Raw genomic sequence first — 23558 nt, forward strand, 5'->3', positions numbered from 1 at the left:
GGAAACCGGGCGGGAGTCCCCTTCACCCGGCTCCCGCCCGGTCAGGGCTCGGTCAGTTCGGTTTCGGCTTCGATCACGGCTGGTTTGCCCGAGCGCAGCGCGGCGGCCAGTGCGCTCTTGAACTCCGCCGCGGTGCGCACCGCGGTCGCCGCCACGCCGTAGCCGCCCGCGATGCGGACGAAGTCGATGCCGGGCACGTCCATGCCCGGCGCATCGGTCGCGCCGAGCACCTTCGAGAACCAGCGCAGCGCGCCGTAGGTGCCGTTCTTCAGGATCACGATGATCACCGGGATGTCGTACTGCGCGGCCGTCCACAGCGCTGTGATGCCGTAGTTCGCCGAGCCGTCCCCGATGAGCCCGATCACCTGGCGTTCGTCGTGAGCCAGCTGGGCACCGACCGCGGCGGGCAGTCCGAAGCCGAGACCGCCGGAGGCTGGGAAGAAGTAGCTGCCCTGCCGGGAAAGATCCATCTGCGCCCAGAAGGCGGCCGCGGTCGCGGTGGATTCCTTGACGTACACGGCATCTTCCGGCGCGTTCTCGCGCAGCACCGCGAACAGCTCCTCCGGGTGCAGGCGTTCGCCCGAGGTCCGCGCCGGTGCGCGTTCCGGCAGCGGCGGCAGCGGCGGCCGCCGTCCGGCGGTGACCGCTGCGGCCAACCGGGACAGCGCGTCCCGCACGTCGCCGACCAGTGCCTCCCCCATCGGCGCCCGCGCGGCTTCGGCGGGATCGCTGGTCAGTTGGATCAGCCGGGCACCGGCGGGCAGGTACTCGCCGGGCACGAACTGGTGGTACCGGAACACCGGCGCGCCGACCACCAGGACCAGGTCGTGGCCCGCCAGCGCATCGGTGACGCCCCGCACGGCGGCGGGCAGCACGCCGCGGAAACCGGGGTGCCTGGTGGGAAACGGGCAGCGCGAGGCCGACGGCGCGATCCACACCGGCGCGGCCAGCCGATCCGCCAGCCGCACGGCATCGTCATTGGCGTACCGGGCGTCGACTTCCGGACCGAGCACCAGCACCGGGTTCTCGGCGGCGTCGAGCGCGCCGACCAGGTCGGCGAGTTGCGCGGCGCTCAGCGATCCGGCCGCGTCGGTGCGGCGCGCCAGCAGGTGCGCTGCCTCCGGTGGCGCCTCCCGGCCCCAGTCGTCGTAGGGCACCGACACGTAGACCGGGCCCTTGGCGGGCAGGTTCGCGATGTGGATGGCCTGGCTGATCGAGCGCGGCACGTCCTGCGCGCACGCCGGTTCGCAGCTCCACTTCACCAGCGGCTTGGGCAGCGTCGGCGCCTCGACGTTGGCGAGCATGACCTCCTGGCCGATGGTCGAGCGCACCTGCTGCCCGGCGGTGATGATCAGCGGGCTGTGCGAGTAGACCGAGTTGGTCAGCGCGCCCAGCGCGTTCCCGGTGCCCGCCGCCGCGTGCAGGTTGACCAGCGCCGATCCGCCGCGGGCCAGCGCGTAGCCGTCGGCCATCGCGAGCACCGCGCCCTCGTGCAGCCCGAGGATGTAGCGGAAGTCGGCGGGCATCCCGGCCAGGAACGGCAGTTCGTTGGAGCCCGGGTTGCCGAAGATCGTCGTCAGGTCGTGCGATCGCAGCAGGTCGTAGGTCACTTCGCGTACGTCGGCCATCGGTTCTCGCCTCCCGGGCGCAGGGCGGTGACGACGCCACCATAGGCGAGCAGCTTTCATAGTCCTAATGAATGTTGTTGATCCCGCCATAGGCCAGGTTTATCCTCGCTGGGTGGTCGGTGTGGACCTGAACCTGATGAAGACGTTCGTGCTGCTCTACGAGACGCGCAGCGTCACCAGAACCGCCGAGGCGCTGTTCATCACGCAGCCGTCGGTGAGCCACGCGTTGCGCCGCCTGCGCCGCCAGTTCGACGACGAGTTGTTCGTCCGCTCCGCAGCCGGACTCGCCCCCACCGAGATCGCGGAGCGGATGTACCCGCGCATCCAGCAGGCCCTCGAAGTGATCGAGGAGACCGTGTCTGGCACGGGCCGGTTCGACCCGGCGACGTCGCAGCGCTCCTTCCGGATCTGCGCGACCGACCTGGGCGAGATCGGCCTGCTACCGGCCGTCCTGGCCCGCCTGGAGGACAGCGCGCCGCACTGCGCGGTCGAGGTCACGCCGCTGGACATGGCCGCCGCCGCGCAACACCTGCGCCAGGGCCGCGTCGACGCGGTCATCTGCACGCCCCGGATCGATGCCCCGGACCTGTGGCGCGATGGGTTGTTCCGGGAACGCTACGTGGGACTGTGCGCCCGCACCCATCCCCGCATCGGGGAACACCCCACCCTGGCGGAGTACCTGCGGGAGCGACACATCGTGGTCGACCCGGCCGCCGGTCACGCCGACGCGGACCAGGAACTCACCAGGCTCGGCCACCGCCGCGAAGTCGCGGCCCGGGTGCCGCACTTCGCCGTCCTGCCGGAACTGCTCGCGCGGACCCGCTACCTCGCCGTGGTGCCCAGCGGAGTCGCGGGTCTGTTCACCCGGTCGTCTGACGTGCGAACCTTCGAGCTGCCGTTGGAGATTCCGACCGTCGAGGTCTCGCTCTACACCTACCGCCGCGCTCTCCCCGCCCCGGGCATCGACTGGCTGCGCGACCTGATCCGGCGAACCCTGCGCCACGACTCGGAATGGTCCACATCGGACTGACAGCGGGTCGGTCAGGCGGCGACCGGAGTCCTCGGGCGGCGGGCGGCTACTTCGTCGCTGGACGGGTTGCGCCTGGCGTCCAGCAGGTAGCCCACCCAGAAGCCCAGCACGCCAGCACCAACGACGGCCAACGTTCCGACAGCACGCACCATGGGAGATTTCCCTTTCTCCGCGGCGCTCGATCCCCCCAGCCCCGACTGGCCAGGCTGTGCCTGATGGTGAACATGTCGGGTGGCAGCGCCGTTGCCCAGACGATAACGCCCGATTAAATCGCCAACCATGCCACCCCGTTCACAACCCACGACGGAGTGTCACCGACCACCAGACCGGGGCAGCCCGCCAGGCCGCCGCGAGCCGAGCGTGACCGGCTACAACCAATCCCGTTTGCGGAACGACAGGTAGAGGGCCCCGGAGATGAGCAGGATCGCCGCCGTGGAAGCCCAGAAACCCCACCCGCTCTGGAAACCGGGGTAGGGCACGTTCTGCCCGTAGAAGCCGGTGATGGCGGTGGGCACCGCGATGATCGCGGCCCACCCGGTGACCTTCTTCATGATCGTGTTGAGCTGGAAGCTCTGCAGGTTCAGCTGCGTCTCGCGGATGGTGGTGATCAGGTCCCGCAACGACTCGGTCCACTCCGAGGCCCGCAGCACGTGGTCGTAGACGTCCTGGTAGTAGGGCGTCAGCGCATCGTCGACGAGCGCCAGGTCGCGACCCGTCAGGGTGCTGACGACCTCGCGCATCGGCAGCACCGCGCGCCGCAGGTGCACCAGGCTCTTGCGCAGGTGCAGCGAACGGCGCTGCAACCGGGCGTGCTGCGGGCGCTCGTCGAAGACCAGGTCTTCGAGTGCCTCGATCTGCTCGTCCATGATCTGCGCGGCCTCGAAGTGGCCGTCGACGATGTAGTCCAGCAGTCCGTGCACCAGGAATCCGACGCCGGATTTGGCCAGCGCGCTCGACGAATCCCAGCGCTGCAACACCGCCTGGATGTCGAATCGCTCGCTCTTGCGAACCGTCACCAGCGCGCGGTCGGTGATGAAGGCCGACACCTCGCAGGACGACAGCGCACCGGAGCGGCCGTCCATGTGCACGGAGTAGGCGGTGAGCAGCGAATGGGTGTCGAAGCAGTCCACCTTGGCCCGCTGGTCCTGGTGCACCGCTCCTTCCACCGCGATCTCGTGCAGTCCGAGTTCTTCGGCGATGGCGGCCAGGTCGGCGGCGGAGGGGCCGCAGAAGTCCAGCCACACGGTCGCGCCGGGGTCGGCGAGGTGTTCGGAGACGTCGTCGACCGGGAAGTTCTCGGCTTCGAGAACTCCGTTGCGGTAAAGGCGAGTAAGAGGCATAGCGCGGCCTACGGTAACCCGATCAAGTGAACCGAGACAGCACCGGGCGGCTTATCCGCCGAAGGCCGATCGGAGTCGGCGGGGTGCTGGCACCGATCCCGGTATGCGCGCCGCTGGACGATGCCGCCGCCGGGCCGCCACCCCGCGTCCAGCTATCCGAACGCGCGGGTTCCGGCCTGCCGAGACGACGGCTCAGGCGTCGATGGGCACGAGGCCTCGCACGTCCCGCCGCACCTCGGGCCACGGCTTGCGGGCTTCACCGAGGATCGCCGCCACGCACGCCACGATCTCCTCGGCCGCCCGGGCCACCGCCCGCACCTCGTCGGCGTGCTCGGCCGGGTCCAGCCCGGCGCGCCGCAGCAGCGGAGCGACGTCCCGCAGCCGGTCACCGAGCCAGCCGGTGGGGTCCTGGCTCAGCGCGTGGTCGAAGACCCGCTGCCCCGGCTCGCCGCCGGTCATCATCGGGTGCCAGTGCATCCGGTCGGCGGCACCGGGGCGCGATTCGAGCAGGTCGAAGCGGCAAAGCCCGTGGCCCAACCGCACCGGGTGCGAGGCGTAGATGGATCCCGCGTCGGCGACCTCGGCCAGCCCGCGCAGTTCGATGCGCACGCCGCGCTCCCGCACGTCCGAATCGGTTGCCCGGTTCGGATCGAGGAAGTCGATGCCTTCCACCGTCACGGCCAGGTTCTGGAAGCAAAATGCGCGATACACACCAGCACTCAAACACAGAACCAGTGGCGTCCACAAGGAAACCCACCCGGAACGACGTCGCATCCACAATGGACGCGCAGTGGCGTCAACTCAGTTCGACCACACCGCTGGGACCTTCGATGGCGGCCAGCAGCTTGGGCGTCGTCGCCGTGGTGAGGTCCAGGTGCGCGCCGACGGCCCGCAGGTCGGCGCGGACGGCGTCGGGGTCCGGGTGTTCGGCGCGCAGCGACCGCAGCCGGACCTCGGGAAGTCCGGTTTCGACCGGGTGCTGGGCCGCCGCCCAGTCGATGAGGAACGGGATCAACCCGTCGCGCGGGCGCGGCTCAGACTTGGCCAATCGCCACTCCAGCAGGGCGCCCTCCGGGGTGCGGCGGGACATCGGCCGCACATCGCCGGGGTCACAACCCGCGATTCGGGCGGCGGTCACCGCGCCTTCGATGTCGGCGACCCGGATCGCCCAGGTCACCAGGCGCGGCGCGGTCAGGGTGGCCAGCCCGAAGGAACTCGGCGGCTGGGTGGCTTCCGGGTCCGGACCGATGATCTCCAGGTAGGCCCGGCCACCGAGGCCCAACAGGTAGTTCCTGGTGCCTTGGGCGGGATGACGACCACCTGGCACCGGATCGACGCCGAGCAGCGTCGCCACCGCCCGCACCCCCGCGCCCAGGTCGGGCACGCCGTAGACGAGGTGGTCCAGACGCGGATCAACAGTGCCCATGTCGCCCTCCCGAAAGTCCGGCTCACCGCCGATCACAGCACCCCGACCAGCGGAGATCAACCGCTGGCGCGGGCCCGGTGGTGTTGTCGGCCGACAGCGGTTCTACCCTGCCGGTATGGGGACTTCCGATGATCGCGCTCCGCTGCCCATTCCGGCCGACACCGCCGACCTGCGCAGCGGGCCGCCGCTGCACGACGCGTGTGCTCCGCTGCGGGCGCTGGTCGGGGTGTGGCGCGGCAGCGGCGAGGTCGATTACCCGAGCATCGCCGGGCCGTACCGGTTCGGGCAGCAGGTCACGATCTCCCACGACGGACGGCCGTTCCTGCGGCACGAGGCTCGTGCCTGGCTGCTCGACGCCGCGGGCCAGGTGATTCGCCCAGCGGCGTGGGAGACCGGTTGGTGGCGACCGCAGCCCGACGGCACCCTGGAACTGCTGATCACGCACTGCACCGGAATCCTGGAACTGTTCTACGGCACGGCGAGTCCGCACCGCATTGAGCTGTCCACCGACACCGTCGTGCGGACCGCGAGCGCGAAGGACGTCGAGGCCGCGAGGCGCAGCTACGCGTTCAGCGATGCCGACGCGCTCGACTACGCCGAGAGCCGCGCGATGGTCGGTCTGCCGATGACACCGCACGTCACCGCCCGGCTGGACCGCCTCGCCTGATCCCGAAGTCCAATGTAGACGGTTTTCGCCTACTCCTTCGAACAGATCAAGTCAATCGCCACATCCGTCCTTTCTGACTCGGTGATCGGCCGGACGGTACAACAAGATCCACACTGGATTTCGCCGAAAACCACTGCACCTGCGCAGGAATCGTGGTCGGGTTGACCGATCCCGATGATGCGGCAACTTCCGCCGCAGGACACCGTTTGCTACGCTAACTGAGTCTCGTCCCGGCTCGGGAACGGCGATCACGATTCTTATCGATGACGCCACCCGAGCTCAGCGCACAGTCCCGAAATCGGTCGACGGCAAGTCCGAGCCGACCGAACCCAGTGCTGCCGCGCCGAAGATCCTCCGACGCCGCAGCGACCGCCGCCGAAAGCTCCGCCGCGAAGGAGATACGGCAAATGACCGGGCTCATCGACTGCGACGTGCACCATGCGGTGCCAGAGATCTCCGCGCTCTTCCCGTACCTGCCGAGCAGGTGGCGCGATTACTGCGTCGAACACGGCGTGCAGAGCCTCGCGCCGGACTTCTACCCACCGAACATGGCGCTGTCGGCCCGACCCGAATCGCGCACCGGCACCGCGCCGCCGGGTTCCGACCCCGCGGTGTTGCGCACCCAGGTCCTCGACGACTCGGCCGCGGAACTGGCGATCCTGAACTGCCTCTACGCCGTGCAGCCCATCCACAACGAGGACTGGGCGGTGGCGATGGCCGCCGGGCTCAACGATTGGCAGGCCGACCAATGGCTGGGCGCCGACCCCCGGCTGCGCGCCTCGATCGTGGTGGCACCGCAGAATCCCGCGCGGGCCGCCGCCGAGATCCGCCGGATGGCCGACCAACCGGGCTTCGTCCAGGTCCTGCTGCTGGCGTTCTCCGAAATGCCGCTGGGGCGCCGCCACTACTGGCCGATCTACGAGGCCGCCGCCGAAGCCGGGCTGCCGGTGGGCGTGCATCCTGGTGTCGCGGGCGCGAACCCGCTGTCACCGGCAGGTTGGCCGTCGTACTGCATCGAAGACTACGCGGGCGTTTCCAACGTGATGCAGTCGCAGCTGATGAGCCTGGTCTGCGAGGGCGTTTTCCAGCAGTACCCGAGCCTGCGGGTCGTGCTGCTGGAAAGCGGGGTGAGCTGGCTGCCGTCGCTGCTGTGGCGGCTGGACAAGAACTGGAAGGGCACCCGCCGGGAAGTTCCGTGGGTGACCGTCCCGCCATCGAAGGTGGTCCGCGAGCACGTTCGGTTCACCGTCGCGCCCTTCGACGGACCACCGGAGGCCGCCGCCGTCCTCCGCTTGGTCGAACAACTGGGCTCGGCCGAAATGCTGCTGTACGCCAGCGACTACCCGCACTGGCACCACCGCGACGCCGAAACCTCACTGCTGCGCCACCTGGACGCAGCCGACCGCACGAAAGTCGAAAGAGGCAACGCCGAAACGCTCTACGGGCTCAGAACCTGTCCTTGACTCGTTTTGCGTGGCGGTGCGAGTTGCGAGGGTGGGCTAAGCGGCTACGCCGCTTCAAACAACAGAAAAGACAGCAACGGCTCTCAGACATCGTGAACTCAACGAGGAGGTTTCCGATGGCTCGCCCGCTGACGGCATCGTCGGTCGTGGAGCCGACCAGCACCCGCCTGATCGACTGCGACGTGCACAACACGGTGGCGTCCGCCGCCGCGCTGCACCCGTACCTACCGGCCAAGTGGCGCCGCTACGCGGAACTGGTCGGTTCCCGCACGTATTCGCCTTACCAGAACGGGTATTGCTACCCGAAGATGAGTCCGGCGGGTGGCTCGCGCATCGACTCGTGGCCGCCGTCCGGGCAGGTTCCGGGCTCCGACCTGGACTTCATGCGCGAACAGCTGCTCGATCTGTACCAGGTCGACTTCGCGATCCTGAACTGCCTGTACCGGGCCGCCGAGCAGCGCAACGAGGAGTACGGGGCGGCGCTGGCCCGCGCCATCAACGAGTGGCAGGTCGAGCACTGGTTGGAGCGGGACCCCCGGTTGCGCGCATCCATCAGCATCGCCTTCGAAACTCCGGACCTGGCCGCCGCCGAAATCGAACGCGCCGCCGAGCACCCCGGTTTCGTGCAGGTCCTGCTGTTCCCGCGCACCAAGGAACCGCTGGGCCGCCGCCGCTACTGGCCGATCTACGAGGCGGCGCAGCGCTGCGGGCTGCCGGTGGGCATCCACTTCGCCTCCACCACGGTCAATCCGATCACCGCCGCTGGCTGGCCCTCCTACTACATCGAGGACCACACCGGGATGTCGATGGCCTTCCAGGCGCAGCTGACCAGCCTGATCATGGAAGGGGTCTTCGACCGGTTCCCGGACCTGCGGATCGCCCTGATCGAGGGCGGGTTCGCCTGGCTGCCGCCGCTGCTGTGGCGGCTGGACGACCTGTTCCACCGGATGCGCGAGGAAGTGCCGCACCTGCGGCGACTGCCCTCGGAATACGTCCGCGACCAAGTCGGGCTCACCACCCAGCCGATGGAAGAGCCGGGCAACCCCCGCCACCTGCTGGATCTCATCGAGCAGATCGGGCCGCGCAGCCTGATGTTCTCCACCGACTACCCGCACTGGGATTTCGACAACCCGCACCGGGCCTTCCAGCTGAAGCTGCCCGGCGAACTGCACCGGCAGCTGATGTACGACAACGCCGACGGGTTCTACCGGTTCGGGCGGTGACGCGGTGAACGACAGGCGAGTCTTCGTGGTAGGCACCACCGCCGAACTGCCGCCGGGCAGCCGCCGGATCGTCGACATCGACGGGCGGTCGGTCGGGGTGTTCAACATCGACGGCAGCTACTTCGCGGTGCGCAACACCTGCCCGCACGCGAGCGGACCGCTGTGCTTGGGCAGGCTGTCCGGCCTGGTGGTCTCCGCCGCACCCGGGCAGTACGAGTACCTGCGGCGCGGCGAGTTCCTGCGCTGTCCTTGGCACCAATGGGAATTCGACATCCGCTCCGGCCAGTCCTGGTTCGACCCGAACAAGACCCGGGTCGGCCGCTTCGACGTGGACGTGCGCTCCGGTGCGGACCTGATGACCGGCGAGGACGACCTCGTGCGGGCCGGGATGACCAAGGGCCCGTACGTGGCCGAGACCTATCCGGTCGTGCTCGACGGCGAATACGTGGTCGTCGCGCTGTGAATCCTTGAACTCGTGCTGCGCGGCGGTGCGGGTGGCGGAACCTCGGACGCCGTCTCGGCTCCGCCGATCCCCGACATCACGTGTCCCCCTTGCCCGCCTGGCCGCAATTTCCGAGGAATCGGCGCTCACCGAGGTGAACGCGCGCTTCTCGCCGAAATTGCGCCTGCCGCGAGCCGATCGCGCGGTGAGGAGAACCGCAATGACGTCTGGACGACAGGAAAGCCGACCGCTGGCAACTCCGGCGGTCACCGCCCCGCGCACCTTCGGCGGCTACCTCCGCAACATCGGGCCGGGCCTGGTGGTGAGCATGTCCTGGCTGGGCGCGGGCGACCTGGTCAGTTCCTCGGTCTCCGGCGCCGACTACGGCTACGCCCTGATGTGGGCGCTGGTGCTCGCCCTGTTCAGCAGGCTGTTCTTCACCCTGGCCATCGCCAGGTACGGGCTGTGCAACGCGATGGGCGACGAGTCGATCATCAGCGGTTTCGGCCGGTTGTGGCGGCACCTGCCGGTGCTGGTCGCCGTGCTGTCGTTCATCGCCGGTTTCATCCTGCAGACCTACATGGCGGTCGCCGTCGGCACCGCGCTGTACCACCTCAGCGGCAGGTTCGGCGGCCAGACCTGGGGTGTTTTCGCCTGGACCGTGGTCACGGTCGCGGTGACGGGGCTGATGTTGTGGCGCAACAACCGCTACACCTGGCTGGAGATCATCGCGAGGACCACGGTGGCCGTCCTGGTGATCACCTTCATCACCGCCGCCGTGCTGACCCGTCCGAACCTCGGTTCGCTGGCCGCCGGGCTGGCCTTCCAACTCCCGGCCGATCAGGGCGTGTTCTCCACCGTGCTGGTCGCCGCGGCGATCATCGGTGCGGTCGGCGGATCGGCGGGCAACCTGATGTATCCCGAGTTCACCAGGGAGAAGGGCTGGCACGGTCCGGCGTTCCTGCCGTTGCAGCGCGTCGACCTGCTCGCCGGGGTGCTGGCGGTGATCGTGGTGAACCTGTCGGTGTGGGTGGTCGGCGCGGAGATCGTCCGCCCCTACGGGCTGGAGATCAACGGCATCGACGACTTGGCCACGATGATGCGGGTGGCGGTCGGCCCGGCCGGACCGTGGATCTTCTGGCTGGGGCTGTTCTTCGTCGCCTTCAGCTCGTTCCCGTCCTACGCCACCGGCTACACGAAGATCCTCTTCACCGGGCTCTACGAGTCGCTGCCGAGGCGCCGGGAACGCTACCGCGACGGCGCCCGCGATCCGCTGTTCAACGTGCTGCAGATCGGCGTGATGGTGGTGCTCCCGCTGGCCTTCGCGCTGCCCGGTCGGCCGGATGTGCTCGTGCTGACCATCGTGGGCAGCTCGATCACCGGAGTGCTGGCACCGATCATCCTGATCGGGACCATCGCGCTGACCGCCAGCAAGCGGTTCATGATCCCCGCCTACGCCAACCGGTGGTGGATGAACATCATCCTCTGCGCGGTCGGCGCCGTCGGGCTGTGGGCCGCCTACGGCGCCATCGACGGCATCATCGTCCTGGCGCGCCAGTGAGCGTGCGCGGTCGTGCCGGTGCTCACGTTCTGGCTCCGGAGCTTCGTCACCACCAGAAACACAGCTATGCTGAAAATATGAGTCAAGACGATCCCGCTGTCGGCGGAGCCACCGACGGGATCGCTCGGGCGGCCACCGAAGTCCGGTCGGGCGTGATGCGGCTGGCGCGTCGGCTGCGCGTCGAGCACGAACCCGGCGAGCTGACCCTCGGCCGCCTGGCCGTGCTCGGCCGCCTGGAACGCGATGGTCCGGCCACCGCCAGTGCGCTGGCCGCCGCCGAGCGCGTAACGCCGCAGTCCATGGCTCGCATCGTGCAGTACCTGATCGACTCCGGCTTGGCCGAACGTGATCTCGACCCGACCGACCGCCGGGCGGCCATCGTCCAGGTCACCGAAGCAGGCCGCGGCCAGGTGGCCCGCGATCGGGAGCAGCGCGAAGCGTGGCTGGCGCAGGCGATGGCCGGACTGACCGACGTCGAGCGGGACCTTGTGGTGCTCAGCGCGCGCCTGCTGGATCGGCTCGCCGACGCCTGAGCCACCGCTGTTCGGACCCTGCACCTGAGATCGAGACGATATCGCGAACCATGCCCGAGCCTTCCCGGCAAAAAGACAGCCACGCTGAAGATCTGCCGCCGCTGACGAAGTCAGCCACCCGCCCACCGGAGCTGCCGGGCAAGTTCGTCACGCCGATCGCGTTCGGCACCATCCTGCAACCGCTGAACTCCTCGATGATCGCGGTCGCGCTGGTCGGCATCCGCAGCCACTTCGACGCGGGCAACTCGGTGACCTGGCTGGTCTCGGCGCTCTACCTGGCCACCGCCGTCGCCGCCCCGGCGATGGGTCGCATCGCCGACGTGTTCGGCGCCCGCCGCACCAGCCTCACCGGCCTCGTCCTGGTCGGTGCCGTCTCGGCCGCGGCGCCGTTCGCCCCGAACGTCGCGACGCTGGTGGTGTGCCGCATCCTCATCGGCATCGGCACCGCCGCCCAGTACCCGTGCGGGGTGGCGATGATCCGCCGCGCCGCCGACGAGTCGCGGGCCCGCCCGAACAACGCGCTCGGCGCGCTCGCCGCCTGGTCGCAGGTCACCGCCGCGCTCGGCCCGACCTTCGGCGGGCTGCTGGTCGGCGGCTTCGGCTGGGCCGGGGTGTTCTGGATCAACGTGCCGCTGGCGCTGATCGGCGCCGCGGTGATCATGAAGTGGGGTCCTGCCGATCCCCCGACGCGGATCCCCAGCGGCGGCCGGTTGACGGCGCTCATGCGGGTCGACCCGGTCGGCATGCTGCTGTTCGCCGTCGCCATCACCGCATTCATGTTCTGGCTGCTGTCGCTGGCCGCGACTCCCGCGTGGTGGTGGCTGGCCATCGCCGTACCGGCCACCGCGCTCACCGTGTGGTGGAGCATCCGCACCCACGACCCGTTCCTGGACATGCGCCTGCTGGCGCGGCGCGCCCTGTCGTTCACCTACGTGCGCACGGTCGTGACCTACACAGCCTTCTACTGCGTGTTCTACGGCCTGCCGCAGTGGTTGGAGGAGACCAGGGGGCTCGGCCCGACCGGCGCCGGTCTCGTGGTGCTGCCGATCGCCGCCGTCGGTGTGCTGTCCACGCTGCTGGCGACGCTCCTGCAACGCAACCACGGTCCGCGCGTGGCGCTGATCGCCGGAACCGCCGCGCTGTGCGTCGGCGGCCTGCTGCTGACCTTGCCGACCGCCGATTCGCCGATCCTGCTGCTGGTCGGGATCGCCGCGATGCTGGGCCTGCCCAACGGCTTCAACAACATCGGCAACCAGCGCGCGATGTACGTCGTCGCCCCGGCCGACCAGATGGGCGCGGCATCCGGGCTCTACCGGGCGTCCCAGTACGTCGGCGCCAACCTGGCCGCCGCCGTGCTGGCCCTGCTCATCGGTGATCACGCCAACGACCTCGGACTGCACCGGATGGGCCTGGCGGTCGCCAGCATCGCCGCGGCCCTGCTCATCACTTCGCTGTTCGGCCTGCTGCGCGGCCACCTGAGCAGCAGGACCGCGCAAGCACGGTAGCCATGGCGGGCTCTCCCCCACCACGCACGCCACTCGCACCGCAGGGGTTTCCCGCGCTGGCGCGAAGCGCCAACCAAAGACGCCGGGCAAAAACGAAGACCCCGCACCTGGGTGCGGGGTCTTCGCCGTGCTCAGGGGCCGGTCCCTGGCTCGGTACCGGCCGGAAGGGTTGAACTCAGACGATGCGGACGTCGGCAGCCTGCGGGCCCTTCGGGCCCTGGCTGACCTCGTAAGTCACCTTCTGGTCCTCATCGAGGCTGCGGAAGCCACGAGCATCGATCGCCGAGTAGTGCACGAAGACGTCTGGGCCGCCGTCGTCCGGGGCGATGAAGCCGAAGCCCTTTTCCGAGTTGAACCACTTCACGGTTCCCTGTGCCATCTGTCTCTCCTTCTGGGAGCCGGTACTACTACAGGCCGCCACACTTCGTGACCACCTCGGTCGCGGATTTCGAACGGCGACTTCTCCAGCTACAACCAGAAAGCAGCACGCCCGCATCACCATCCTGCGAGTGTGCGCGAACACGACCCCAGAAAATACGACCGTCGCAGAGACTACACCTCAGACGAAGATCGCGCTGGGGTGGTTCGCACGGCGTGTCGCGGCGACCGGTCATTCGCTCCCCCGCCCCTGCGGCACCGCCCACCACCGGCGCGAAAGGGCCGCCCCGGCCAGCGCGCCGATGGTGTTGACCAGCACGTCGTCCACCGACGAGACGCGACCGAGGTCGAGCGCGTATTGCAGCACCTCGATCGTCACCGACATCCCGACCGCCACAACGGCCACTCGGCGCATCCGCGCGAGCGCGGCGAAGCGCATCGGCAGGAACGCGCCGAACGCGGCGAGCACCAGCAAGTTGCCGACCAACTGCACGATCAGCGTGGCCGTCCGCCCATCGAGCAGGTCGACGAGATCGCGCAGCGGAACCAGCGCCACGCCCCGCTCACCGGGCCTCGGCGTGAGCACCATCCAAAGCCACGGCGAGGTTGCGACCACGGCACCCACCTCGGCCAACGAGCGGCGCACCGGGCACGCCACGCCGTTGGCGGTGCGCCAGCGCACCAGCGCGAACACCGCTACCGCCGCCAACGGGAGGGCGACCGCCGCAGCGATCAGCACGTGTCCCCAATCGGCCCAGACGCCTGCCACTTCCGGTAGGACGCTCGAACCGGCCGCCGGTTCCAATTGTCCACTGTGGAGGTTCGTGGCGGTCTTGCCTCGGCGGCACATCTCCAGTGGAATCGGCGCGGACACCGACGGGAGATGGTCATGACCACTGCGCTGCTCGACGGCCAGGACCTCGTGACCGCTACTCGAATCGGGAGGTGTCGCCCGCGCCGCGGCGGACGATCTCCGGCTCCGGGCCGGAGAAGTCGATCACGGTGGTGGGCTCGGTGCCGCAGTCGCCGGAATCGATCACCGCGTCCAGCACGTGGTCGAGCTCGTCCTTGATCTGCCAGCCCTGGGTCATCGGCTCTTCCTCGCCGGGCAGCAGCAGCGTGCTGGACAGCATCGGCTCACCGAGCTCGGCCAGCAGCGCCTGCACCACGAGGTGGTCCGGGATCCGCACGCCGACGGTCTTCTTCTTCGGGTGCAGCAACCGGCGCGGCACTTCTTTGGTGGCCGGGAGGATGAACGTGTAGCTGCCCGGCGTCGAGGCCTTGATCGCGCGGAAAACCGCGTTGTTGATGAGCACGAACTGGCCGAGCTGGGCGAAGTTCTGGCAGACCAGCGTGAAGTGGTGCCGGTCGTCGAGCTGCCGGATGGCTCGGATCCGGTCGATGCCGTCCCGGTTGCCCAGCTGGCTGCCGAGCGCGAAGCACGAGTCGGTCGGGTATGCGATCAGGCCGTTGTCGCGGACGATGTCCACCACCTGGCCGATCGCGCGCCGCTGCGGGTTCTCCGGATGCACGTCGAAGTACTTGGCCATACCCCGAGCTTAGGATCCGCCACCGCACCGGGCTGACTCGCGGTGGACATCGGCGTGGCGGCCCCGCTGCCGGAAAGCGGTCACCACTTGGGGCGGTAGTCGGGGTGGTCTGCGTAGGCGTGGGCGAACTGGCGCAGCACTCGTCCCAGCGCGCGCACCTCGCCCTGCGCGGCAGCGTCGGAGTCGGGGCCTTGCGCCGTGCGGACCGCGCGTTCGTATTCGCCCACGATCCGCAGCTTCGCCGCGACATCGGCCAGCACCCGGGCGGGATCGTGCCGTGCGATGTGCATCGCCGCGTCGATGTCCACCTCCGCGTCCCTGATGCGGAATTCGTGGCCCGAACCGCCTGTGGTGTAGATCTGCGTGTACACGTTGACGGTTCGCAAGGACGCTCTGCCCCACGCCTGGCTGCCGGATCGCTGGTCGAGCGGAATCGGCCTGCGCGTGCGGCTGTGGATCCACTCCCACCGTTCGTCCTCGTGCTGGCCCGGTGGGCGGGGCGCTCCCGAGGACGCTTGGACCGCGATCCGCCGGTCCTCGATCAGCCTGGCCTTCACGAACGCCACCAAATCCTCGACCACCCGGCCATGGTCTCGCGCTGCCGCGGGCCTTGAAAAGCTCCGGTGCGCGGAGCTTTCACCGGGCTGCCGCGAGGAAAGCGCCCTAGTGCTGTTCGGGCAGCGGACGGCGCAGCCAGTCGCGGTAGAACGCTTCCAGGTCCGGCAGGAAGTCGAAGACGATCGGGAAACCCGGCGGGGCTGCTTCCACCTCCAGCAGGGTCGTGCAGCCCGGGCAGATGAACTCCCGGATCTCCATCCACTCCGGGTCGCAGGAGTAGCGGCCCGGGTAGATCTCCTCGATGCTCGCCCGGTCGCCGCGCACCCGCACCAGGGCGCTCAGCTTCCAGTTCTGCCGGTAGTCGCCGAATTCGTGGCCGCAGTCGCACTTGACGATCCGGCCGTGCTCGGCCTGCACGATGTAGAGGTGTTCGCCGATGGGCAAGAGGATCTCTTCGGACCACTCGACGCGTTCCTGCAGGATTTCGCGGTAGACGTCGAAGCGGTCCTCGTCCTTGTAGGAGCTCATGATCGTCCTGGTCGACGGCCAGGGCAGGGTCCCGTCGATCAGATCCTCGATGGTGGTCTTGTCGTAGCTCGGCATCTGCGGTTCCAATCTGCCTGCGGCGCTCAGCGGCCCGGGCGCGGGGCGAACTCGAAGTCGGCGGGCAGCGACCAGAAGTCGCGCATCTCCTCGGCGAATCGGGGTGACATCGTCATGCTGTCCCGGTACATCTCCCGGACCTCGACCGCGAAGTCCTGGTCGACGACGCGCTGGCGCTGCTGCGCGATCCAGTCCCGCACCGGGACGGCGTGCGCGGTCCGCTCGTCGCGAATGCGCTGCCGCCTGGCCGCGGTCTGCTCGGGCAGCACGGCGCAGCTGTGCGCGCCGACCTCGACGACGACGCCGTAGACCGCTTCCGCCGACCGCGCCGTCACGTAGCCGCTCGCGACGTCCCGCGCCACCGAGTCCGGATCGCGTTCCAGCGGGTCGCCGTAACCGCCGCCGCCGTTGTAGGAGTGGGCGAACACGTCGCCGTCCCGCAGCGGTTCGGCCAGGTACGGCCCTTCGACCACGTTGGGTTCGCCCGCGATCAGTTTCTCGACGTCGGTCTCGTAGGGGTCGGTGCCCAGCGAGTGCGGCAGCGGGGCGCGCTCGGCCGCCAGCCCCGCGATGTCCGCGTCGTGCGCGGCGTAGTGCAGCTGCACCGTCGGAGCCGGGTAGCCACCGCACATCCCCGCGTTGTCGAACACCCGGCTGGAGTGCTCGGAGGTGGCGATGATGAGCTGCGGGGTCCGGTTCACCACCCACAGCGATTCGAAGCCGGTGCCGCCCCGGTAGCGGCCGTAGCCGCCGGAGTTCGCGCTGATGGTCCGTCCCAAGTAGACCATCGGCATGTCCTGTTCCCAGATCTCCATGTTGCCCATGTCGGATTCCGGGTTCCAGCCCACGTAGGCGGTGTCCAGCCCGTCCTTGATCGCCAGCGCCCCGCTGCCCGCCGCGGCGCATTCGAACAGGGCGATGCCGAACATGCTGCCGTACTGGCTCTGCCCGCCCATCTCGATCATCGGGCTGTTCACCTGGCCGACGAACACCTCCTCCTTGTAGCCGCGCCCCAGGAAGCCGCGGCCCAGCAGCCGCTGGAAGCAGCCGAAGGCGGGCAGCAGCAACGCCCAGGACGTCGCCGTGGCCGCCGTCTCGACCTGCGGATTCGTCCAGGTGCCCGGCGGCAGGTTCATGTCGGTGGCCAACCAGGCCCCGTCGTTGACCTTGCCGTCGAAGTTCATGTGCTGGGTCAGCGTCACGAACAGCCCGCCGTCCATCCCGGCGGGTGTGCAGTTCATCGAGTGGTAGCCCCACGAGTTCGTGCCGTCGAAGTCGAGGTGCAGCTTGCCCCCCGGGGAGATCTCCAGCTCCAGCGGGATCGCGTACAACCAGTTCTTGTTGCCCAGCGGCAGCACGCCCTGCTTGCCCTCGGTGATGTGCCCGAAGAAGGTGTGCCCCCGGTAGCGGCCGGGGATCGTCAGCTGCCGGACGCGGGCGAGCTGCGCCCGGCGGCCTTCCTCGATGAACTCCCTGGTAGCCCGCTTGTAGTAGGCCACGCCGAGCTCTTCGATCAGCTCCTTGAGCTGTTCGCGAACTTCCAGGCAGGCCGCGACCTTCGCCTTCTCGTCGAGCACCCAGTAGATGGGCATGCGCAGGTTGCGTTCGAGGCGGATCAGGTAGTCGCGGCGCAGTTCGTCGTTCTCGCCGACCTTCTCGGCGCAGACCATCAGGCCTTCGGTGAACCGCTCCTGGGACAGTGCGACGTCGCCGCCGGGGGTGATGCCGCCGACTTCCAGTTCGTGGCAGACCGCGGCCACCCAGCCGATCAGCTCGTCGTCGTGGAAGATCGGGATCACGTCGATGACATCGGGGGCCTGCACGGTGCCGATGAAGGCGTCGTTGTTGGCGAAGATGTCACCGGGCCGGATCTTCGGGGAGTCCTCGTAGTCGTTCTGGATCATCCACTTGATGAACCGGCTCGCGGTGTGGACGTGCACCATGATGCCGGTGGACAGCGCGATCGCGTCGCCTTCGGGGGTGTAGAGGGCGACCACGCTCTCGCCGACCTCGCGCACCCCCGGTGAGGCGGAGATCCGCCGGGCCATCTCGCGCGCCGAGACGACCATCGAGCGGAGCTTGATGTGCAGGCTCTCGTACTTCAGCGGATCCTCGTCGCGCAGCGCGAGCTTCTCCACCCCGGCGTAGCTGCCGGTTTCCCGCAGCAGCCGGTCGTTTTCCAGCAGCCGGTCCTTCAACGTTCGCGTCGCGTTCTCGGTCATCTCAGGTGCGGACATCGAGCCATCCTCGTTCTCGCCGAAGGTGCGTGCTCAGGCGTGCTCGTAGTGCAGGATCGTCCACTCGTCGACCCACACCCGGTCGCCTGCCGGGATGACGAGCGTGGTCGCGGGGTGTTCGATCACGGCGGGTCCGGCGATTTCGTTGCCGGGGCGCAGCAGGTCCATCTCCCACAGCGACGCCTCGTGCCACTGGCGGTTGTAGTACATGGGGCGGGTGCCCTTGACCGCTTCGCTGGGCGGGGTCGCGCCTTCGAGCGGTTTGCGGGTCAGCTGCGGTTTGATCTTGTCGACCTTCGCCAGCAGCCCGAGTTCGGTGATGCTGTGCCCGGCTTCGCGGTACTGCGCGACGGGCCGGTTGATCGCGGTGTAGAGCCGCTCGAACTCCTCGACCATCGTGTCGAGATCGGCGTCCGAGGCGATCTTCCGCAGTTGCAGCGGCACCTCGACGTCTTCCAGCTGCCCGGTGTAGCGCATCATCGCGAACATCCGCAGTTCGACGCTCGCGGGATCGTGGCCCTCCTCGGCCATTTCCCGCCGGGCCGCGTCCTGCAACGCCTGCCAGACCGCGTTGACCTCCTCGGCGACCGCCCCGCGGTGTTGCGGCGGCGCGCCGGGCGGCAGGGTCAGCTGGACCGAGCGGCTGTAGCGGCGCAGGTAATCCGCCGTGGTGCAGCCGAAGGCGGAGAACGCCGCCGCGAAGGGGAAGGTGAGGATGCTCTTGAAGCCCGGCCCCCGGCTGTACTCGGCCATGTGCAGCGGGCCGGAGCCGCCGTAGGCCATCAGGGCGTAGTCGGCGGGGTCGACGGCCCGCGCGGAGACCAGCTGGCGGATGGCTTCCCTGGCGTCCATCTCCAGCAGGTTGGCCATGCCCTCAGCCGCCTCGTAGAGATCGATGCCCAGCGGGTCGGCGACCTTCTCCTTGAGCACCTGCTTGGCCTTCTCGACGTTGAGCCGCACCTTGCCGCCGAGGAAGTAATCGGGGTTGAGCCGACCCATCACCACGTCGCAGTCGCAGACGGTGGGTTCGGTGCCGCCCATGTCGAAGGCCACCGGACCGGGCGTCGAACCGGCGCTTTCCGGTCCGAGGCTGACCTTCCTGGTCAGCGGGTCGACCTTGATGATCGTGCCCGCGCCCGCGCCGATGGTGTCCATCGCGATGGTCGGCAGGTTCAGCTTGAACCTGGCCAGCGTGGGTTCGTTGTCGATCGGGACGGTGCCCCTGGTGATGGCGCTGATGTCGAAGCTCGTGCCGCCCATGTCGCTGACCACCACGGAGTCGGCACCGATGATGTCGCCGACGTACTTCGCGCCCAGGATTCCGCCGACCGGCCCGGAGATCATGGTCTCGTGCAGTCTCGGGTAGCGCACCCCGGCCAGTCCGCCGTAGGACAGCACGGTCTGCACTCCGTACCGGAAACCGTGTTCCTGGCAGGCCTTTTCGACACCGATGAGCTGCTCGCGGCTGCGGTCGGCGGCGTAGGCCTCGATCACCACGCTGTTGAGCCGGGACTGCTCTCGGACCACCGGCCGGACCGCCGAGGACAGGTAGATCGGCAGCTCGACTTCGCGCTCGGCCAGCACGGTTCTGGCGATGTCGGCGATCTGCCGTTCGTGCGCATCGTCCACATAGGAGAACATGCAGCAGATGCAGATCGCCTCGACCCCTTGGGAGAGCAGGTCTTCGACGGCGCCGATCACCTCGTGCTCGTAGACCGGTGCCACTTCGGTGCCGAACTGGTCGATGCGTTCGGTCACCCCGTGCACTAGGTCGCGGGGCACGAGCGGTTGCGGGTGTTCGTGGGTGACGGCGTGCAACCGGTCGGGATAGGAGTAGCCCGCCCAGGCCTGCAGGCCCCGCCCCATGAGCACGGCGTCCTCCATGCCGCGGGTGACGAGCAGGCCGACGCGCTGGCCGGTGCGGGACAGCAGCGAGTTGAGCATCCCGGTTCCGGAGTACAGCACGACCGCGAGCTGCTCGAAGGTCTCGCGCGAGGACAGTCCCCACTGCCCGGCGGCGTCCGCGGCGGACTCCAGGAAGCCCTCGGACTCGTTGTGCGGGGTCGTCGAGGCCTTGCCCACCGCGAAGTGCCCGTGTTCGTCGACGAGGAGGGTGTCGGTCATCGTCCCGCCCGCGTCGATGCCCAGTACGAGAGGTCGGAAATCGTTCACAGGCTTCCCTCCAGGTGTGCGTAGATCCAGCACCCAGGATCTACGCACTGCGCAGATGATTCGGGAATTTACTATGCAACGCGTAGGATGGTCTCTGGAAAACTACGCATAGTCAAGACCTCGGACTCGATGTGGGACGCCGGGCACGGCGCAACCCGCAGCCGCCTTGTTGCCGATGCCGATGGCCAGCCGCACAGCCGAAGCGGCCCGTCACGCGGCTGCGTGACGGGCCATCAGGGACGGGACGAGGCCGCGTTACTCCGCGGGGACCGCCGGGGTGGTATCCGCGAAATTCGGGTACACATAGGACACCTTGTGCATCTTGATCTCCTGGAAGGTCTCCGCACCGGTCACGCCGTCGACCTCGGGCAACCGCTCGTGCAGGAGCTGCCACAGGTGTTCGTGGTCGCGGCACACGAACTGGACGTAGAGGTCGGCGCGACCGGTGCACGAGGAGATGTAGGTGATCTCGTCCCACGGGGTCAGTTCGTCGATGACCGCCTGCTGGCGTCCAATTCGAACGTTCAACAGGGCGAATGCCATGACGCTGTAGCCGAGTTTGGCCGGATCGGCGATCGCCGCGATGGTCAGCACGCCCTCGGCCTGCATGCGGTTGGCACGACTGCGCACGGTGCCCTCGGAAACCCCGAGTTCCCGGGCGATCTCGCGATAGGACGCCCGACCGTTGAGCTGCAGCAGGCTGAGGATCTTGCTGTCGGTCGGATCCAGCAGCCGACGGCGCGGCTTGCGCGGCGGAGTGTCGTGTTCCCTTACCACGCCAGGATCGTAGCTCAGGCCAGCGCGGCGAGACGGCGCACGCGGTCCGGGCCAGCCGCTCAGAGCGCCGCCGAGCCGCCGTCGACCGGGAAGTTCACCCCCGTCACGAACCGCCCCTCCGACGAGGCCAGGAACAGCACCGCGTTGGACACGTCGATCGGCTCCACCCACGGCTGCGGCAACGCCAGCAGCGTCCCGGAGGCCTCCGCGAACTCGGCTTTCGTCGGGTTCTCCCGGTCGGGTCGGAAGAGCCGGTACACCGCCTCGTTCTGGATCATGTCGGTGTCGCAGTTGGTGGGCGACACGACGTTCACCCGCACCGAGTGCGGCGCCAACTCCATCGCCAGCGTGCGCATCAGCCCGATCACGCCGTGCTTGGACGCGACGTAGTGCCCGAACTTCGCGAAGCCCTTGGCCCCGGCGTCCGAGGAGGTGATCACGATGCTCCCGCCGCGACCGCCGCGCAGCACGTGCGGGATGCTCGCCTTGCACGTGTTGAACACGCCGGTCAGGTTGACGTCGAGCACATCCCGCCAGTCGCGCTCCGCGATGTCCTGGACCTCGGCACCGAACTGGAAGATCCCGGCGTTGGCCACCACGATGTCCAGCGCGCCCAACTGCTCGACCGCCGAGGAGAGCCCCGCTTGCAGCGCGCCGTAGTCGCGCACGTCAGCTCGGTAGGCGACGATCCGGCGCCCCTGCTGCCGCACCAGGCGAACGGTCTCGGCGAGATCGGCCTCGGTGGCGGGCGGGTAGAAATCGGTGGTCCGGCCCACTTCCGCGCACACATCCGCGGCGATGATGTCCGCGCCTTCCTGCGCGAGCCGCACCGCGTGGCTGCGCCCCTGGCCCCGCGCCGCACCCGTGACGAAGGCGACCTTGCCGTCAACTCGACCTGTCATGATGCCTCACTCCCCCGCTCTCGCGGTCAATCCCGGACGCGCCACTCGATTCGAGACTTCTCCTGCACGCGCTGCCGGTAGTACCAGAGCACACAGGCGAACAGCAGGATGCCGATGCCGACGACGGTCTCGGTCATGCCGCCGTACCCGGTGAGACTCGGGTTGGAGATGCCGACCACGATCGCGAACACGTTGACGACGAACAGCGCGACGGCGATCGCCGTCCACGGCCCGGCCAGCCGAATCGGTCGCGGGAGATCCGGTTGGTCCCGGCGCAGCAGCACGAACGCGCCGACGGCCAGGGTGACCGCGGCCAGGTAGCCGAGGTTGCTCGCCAGCAGGATCGCGATGGGTTCGCCGAGCAGGATCAGCACCGCGATGTTGATCAGCATGTCGGTGGTCAGCGCACGCCCGGGGACGCCGTAGCGGTTCAGCACGCCGAGCTGCCTGATCGTGCCGCCGGATCTGGAGATGCCGTACAGCGATCTGCCGCCGTCGGCCGTCGCGGTCATCATCGCGATGACGAACGCGGCCATGATCGGCAACTGGCCGATCCACGAGTAGTCGCCGAGTATCCGGTCGAACGCGATTCCGATGTAGCTCACCGGGTTCTCGGCGATGGTGTCCTCGCCGACGACTCCGACGGTGGCGTACGGCACGATGAAGTACAGGGCGAGGATGAACGCCCCGGAGATCCGCAGCGCCTTCGCGGTGTCGCGCACCGGGTCCTTGTACTCGGCTGCGAAGCTCGCGCAGACCTCGGTGCCGTAGGTGGTCCACGCGGTGATGAAGAACCAGACCACGATCTCCTTCCACCCGAACGGCGAGCTCGTTCCGGCGAAGGTCAACCGCTGCACGTCGAAACCCGCGCCGCCGATGAGGAACGGGCCGATCGCCAGCACCAGCAGCCCCGCGACCAGCAGCGTCCCGGTCACCTTGGCCACCCCGGCGGCGACCTTGACGCCGAAGTAGTTCAGCGCCCACGCGGCCAGGATCGCGCCGATGGCGATCAGGTAGGGCAGTCCGAGCTCGTGGCCGATCGGCAGCCGGATCGCGAGGTGCGAGTCGGGGAAGAACGCCTCGGTGATCATCTTGCCGAGCACGACGCCTTCGACCGACAGCGACAGCGACCAGCCCATCCAGTACCCGAACGCCGCGATCGCGCCCAACGGGGCGAAGTGCCGCTTCCACCCTTCGTAGGCGTACACCGAGATTCCGCCGGAGCGGCTCGGGAACATCGCGGCCATCTCGGCGAAGAGGTTGTTCTGCAGCCAGGCCAGCAAGCAAGCGACTACCCAGATGGCGATGGCGGTCCAGCCGCCGATGGCGCCGATGGTGTAGCCGAGCGTCAGGAACAGCCCGATCACCATGTTCAACGAGAAGATGAACCCGTCCCGCCAGGTCAACCGGCGCACCATCGATGCCGCGCGACCAGGTCCGCGAACCTGCTGCATGCCCTCGTCGAGGCCTTGGCTTCCCGCCGAACTCATCGGAAATTCCTCCAGAGTTACTGCGGATCTGACGAGATGTCCACCTCGTCCCAACTCGCGACGCGTTGCGCAA

23 protein-coding genes are annotated in these 23558 nt (G+C 68.7%); 8 read left to right on the forward strand and 15 right to left on the reverse strand.

Going from position 1 to position 23558, the window contains the following annotated elements:
- Positions 1-41 precede the first annotated feature (41 nt).
- On the reverse strand, positions 42-1628 hold the full coding sequence (mdlC, locus tag ACTWQN_RS09995; protein WP_443203084.1) for a benzoylformate decarboxylase: 1587 nt from the start codon (positions 1626-1628) through the stop codon (positions 42-44).
- A gap of 112 nt (positions 1629-1740) precedes the next feature.
- Between mdlC and ACTWQN_RS10000 the strand changes: the two genes are divergently transcribed.
- Positions 1741-2658, forward strand: a complete 918-nt coding sequence (locus tag ACTWQN_RS10000; protein WP_443203085.1) for a LysR family transcriptional regulator — start codon at positions 1741-1743, stop codon at positions 2656-2658.
- 11 nt (positions 2659-2669) lie between these two features.
- On the opposite strand, the gene ACTWQN_RS10005 is transcribed toward ACTWQN_RS10000, so the two are convergent.
- From ACTWQN_RS10005 to ACTWQN_RS10020, 4 genes are all read right to left on the reverse strand, one after another.
- The gene (locus tag ACTWQN_RS10005; protein ID WP_443203086.1) at positions 2670-2810 is read right to left on the reverse strand and encodes a hypothetical protein; all 141 of its coding nucleotides are present in this window, start codon (positions 2808-2810) and stop codon (positions 2670-2672) included.
- 216 nt (positions 2811-3026) lie between these two features.
- Positions 3027-3998 carry a magnesium transporter CorA family protein gene (locus ACTWQN_RS10010; RefSeq protein WP_443203087.1) on the reverse strand — a complete coding sequence of 324 codons (972 nt, stop codon included), beginning with the start codon at positions 3996-3998 and terminating at the stop codon, positions 3027-3029.
- Positions 3999-4190: 192 nt separating this feature from the next.
- Positions 4191-4709 (reverse strand): hypothetical protein, encoded by a 519-nt coding sequence (locus ACTWQN_RS10015; RefSeq protein WP_443203088.1) that lies wholly within the window; start codon positions 4707-4709, stop codon positions 4191-4193.
- An 85-nt stretch (positions 4710-4794) separates the two neighbouring features.
- Positions 4795-5424 (reverse strand): VOC family protein, encoded by a 630-nt coding sequence (locus tag ACTWQN_RS10020; protein ID WP_443203089.1) that lies wholly within the window; start codon positions 5422-5424, stop codon positions 4795-4797.
- Between the two features lie 115 nt (positions 5425-5539).
- Here ACTWQN_RS10020 and ACTWQN_RS10025 point away from each other — a divergent pair, with 115 nt between their 5' ends.
- The 7 genes from ACTWQN_RS10025 (at position 5540) to ACTWQN_RS10055 (ending at position 12818) form a co-directional block, all read left to right on the forward strand.
- On the forward strand, positions 5540-6091 hold the full coding sequence (locus tag ACTWQN_RS10025; protein WP_443203090.1) for a heme-binding beta-barrel domain-containing protein: 552 nt from the start codon (positions 5540-5542) through the stop codon (positions 6089-6091).
- A gap of 407 nt (positions 6092-6498) precedes the next feature.
- Positions 6499-7554, forward strand: coding sequence for an amidohydrolase family protein (locus tag ACTWQN_RS10030; protein ID WP_443203091.1), 1056 nt, complete (start codon positions 6499-6501; stop codon positions 7552-7554).
- Positions 7555-7670: 116 nt separating this feature from the next.
- Positions 7671-8777, forward strand: a complete 1107-nt coding sequence (locus tag ACTWQN_RS10035) for an amidohydrolase family protein (protein WP_443203092.1) — start codon at positions 7671-7673, stop codon at positions 8775-8777.
- Positions 8778-8781: 4 nt separating this feature from the next.
- Complete coding sequence (locus ACTWQN_RS10040) at positions 8782-9240, forward strand: Rieske (2Fe-2S) protein (RefSeq protein WP_443203093.1); 459 nt, start codon at positions 8782-8784, stop codon at positions 9238-9240.
- A gap of 199 nt (positions 9241-9439) precedes the next feature.
- Positions 9440-10780: an Nramp family divalent metal transporter gene (locus ACTWQN_RS10045; protein ID WP_443203094.1), complete on the forward strand. Its 1341-nt coding sequence runs from the start codon at positions 9440-9442 to the stop codon at positions 10778-10780.
- Between the two features lie 77 nt (positions 10781-10857).
- Positions 10858-11313 (forward strand): MarR family winged helix-turn-helix transcriptional regulator, encoded by a 456-nt coding sequence (locus ACTWQN_RS10050; protein WP_443203095.1) that lies wholly within the window; start codon positions 10858-10860, stop codon positions 11311-11313.
- A gap of 50 nt (positions 11314-11363) precedes the next feature.
- Positions 11364-12818, forward strand: a complete 1455-nt coding sequence (locus ACTWQN_RS10055) for an MFS transporter (protein WP_443203096.1) — start codon at positions 11364-11366, stop codon at positions 12816-12818.
- A 175-nt stretch (positions 12819-12993) separates the two neighbouring features.
- Here the strand turns inward: ACTWQN_RS10055 and ACTWQN_RS10060 are convergent, their stop codons facing one another.
- The 10 genes from ACTWQN_RS10060 to ACTWQN_RS10105 form a co-directional block, all read right to left on the reverse strand.
- Positions 12994-13197 carry a cold-shock protein gene (locus ACTWQN_RS10060; protein ID WP_242181476.1) on the reverse strand — a complete coding sequence of 68 codons (204 nt, stop codon included), beginning with the start codon at positions 13195-13197 and terminating at the stop codon, positions 12994-12996.
- 231 nt (positions 13198-13428) lie between these two features.
- Complete coding sequence (locus ACTWQN_RS10065; RefSeq protein WP_443203097.1) at positions 13429-14070, reverse strand: VanZ family protein; 642 nt, start codon at positions 14068-14070, stop codon at positions 13429-13431.
- Positions 14071-14125: 55 nt separating this feature from the next.
- Entirely contained in the window at positions 14126-14746 is a 621-nt protein-coding gene (locus tag ACTWQN_RS10070) for an L-threonylcarbamoyladenylate synthase (RefSeq protein ID WP_443203098.1), read from the reverse strand.
- Between the two features lie 80 nt (positions 14747-14826).
- Complete coding sequence (locus ACTWQN_RS10075) at positions 14827-15327, reverse strand: DUF6221 family protein (RefSeq protein WP_443203099.1); 501 nt, start codon at positions 15325-15327, stop codon at positions 14827-14829.
- 82 nt (positions 15328-15409) lie between these two features.
- A complete protein-coding gene (locus ACTWQN_RS10080; protein WP_443203100.1) occupies positions 15410-15907 on the reverse strand; it encodes an acetone carboxylase subunit gamma in 498 nt (165 codons plus the stop codon).
- A 26-nt stretch (positions 15908-15933) separates the two neighbouring features.
- Positions 15934-18144, reverse strand: a complete 2211-nt coding sequence (locus tag ACTWQN_RS10085; RefSeq protein WP_443203101.1) for a hydantoinase B/oxoprolinase family protein — start codon at positions 18142-18144, stop codon at positions 15934-15936.
- A gap of 33 nt (positions 18145-18177) precedes the next feature.
- Positions 18178-20364 carry a hydantoinase/oxoprolinase family protein gene (locus tag ACTWQN_RS10090; RefSeq protein ID WP_443203102.1) on the reverse strand — a complete coding sequence of 729 codons (2187 nt, stop codon included), beginning with the start codon at positions 20362-20364 and terminating at the stop codon, positions 18178-18180.
- A gap of 207 nt (positions 20365-20571) precedes the next feature.
- Entirely contained in the window at positions 20572-21093 is a 522-nt protein-coding gene (locus ACTWQN_RS10095) for an Lrp/AsnC family transcriptional regulator (RefSeq protein WP_443203103.1), read from the reverse strand.
- A gap of 59 nt (positions 21094-21152) precedes the next feature.
- On the reverse strand, positions 21153-21995 hold the full coding sequence (locus ACTWQN_RS10100) for a mycofactocin-coupled SDR family oxidoreductase (RefSeq protein ID WP_443203104.1): 843 nt from the start codon (positions 21993-21995) through the stop codon (positions 21153-21155).
- 26 nt (positions 21996-22021) lie between these two features.
- Positions 22022-23485, reverse strand: a complete 1464-nt coding sequence (locus tag ACTWQN_RS10105) for an APC family permease (RefSeq protein ID WP_443203105.1) — start codon at positions 23483-23485, stop codon at positions 22022-22024.
- Positions 23486-23558: the final 73 nt, after the last annotated feature.

Origin of the sequence: Saccharopolyspora antiqui (assembly GCF_052246905.1) — a bacterium.
Taxonomy (GTDB): Bacteria; Actinomycetota; Actinomycetes; order Mycobacteriales; family Pseudonocardiaceae; genus Saccharopolyspora.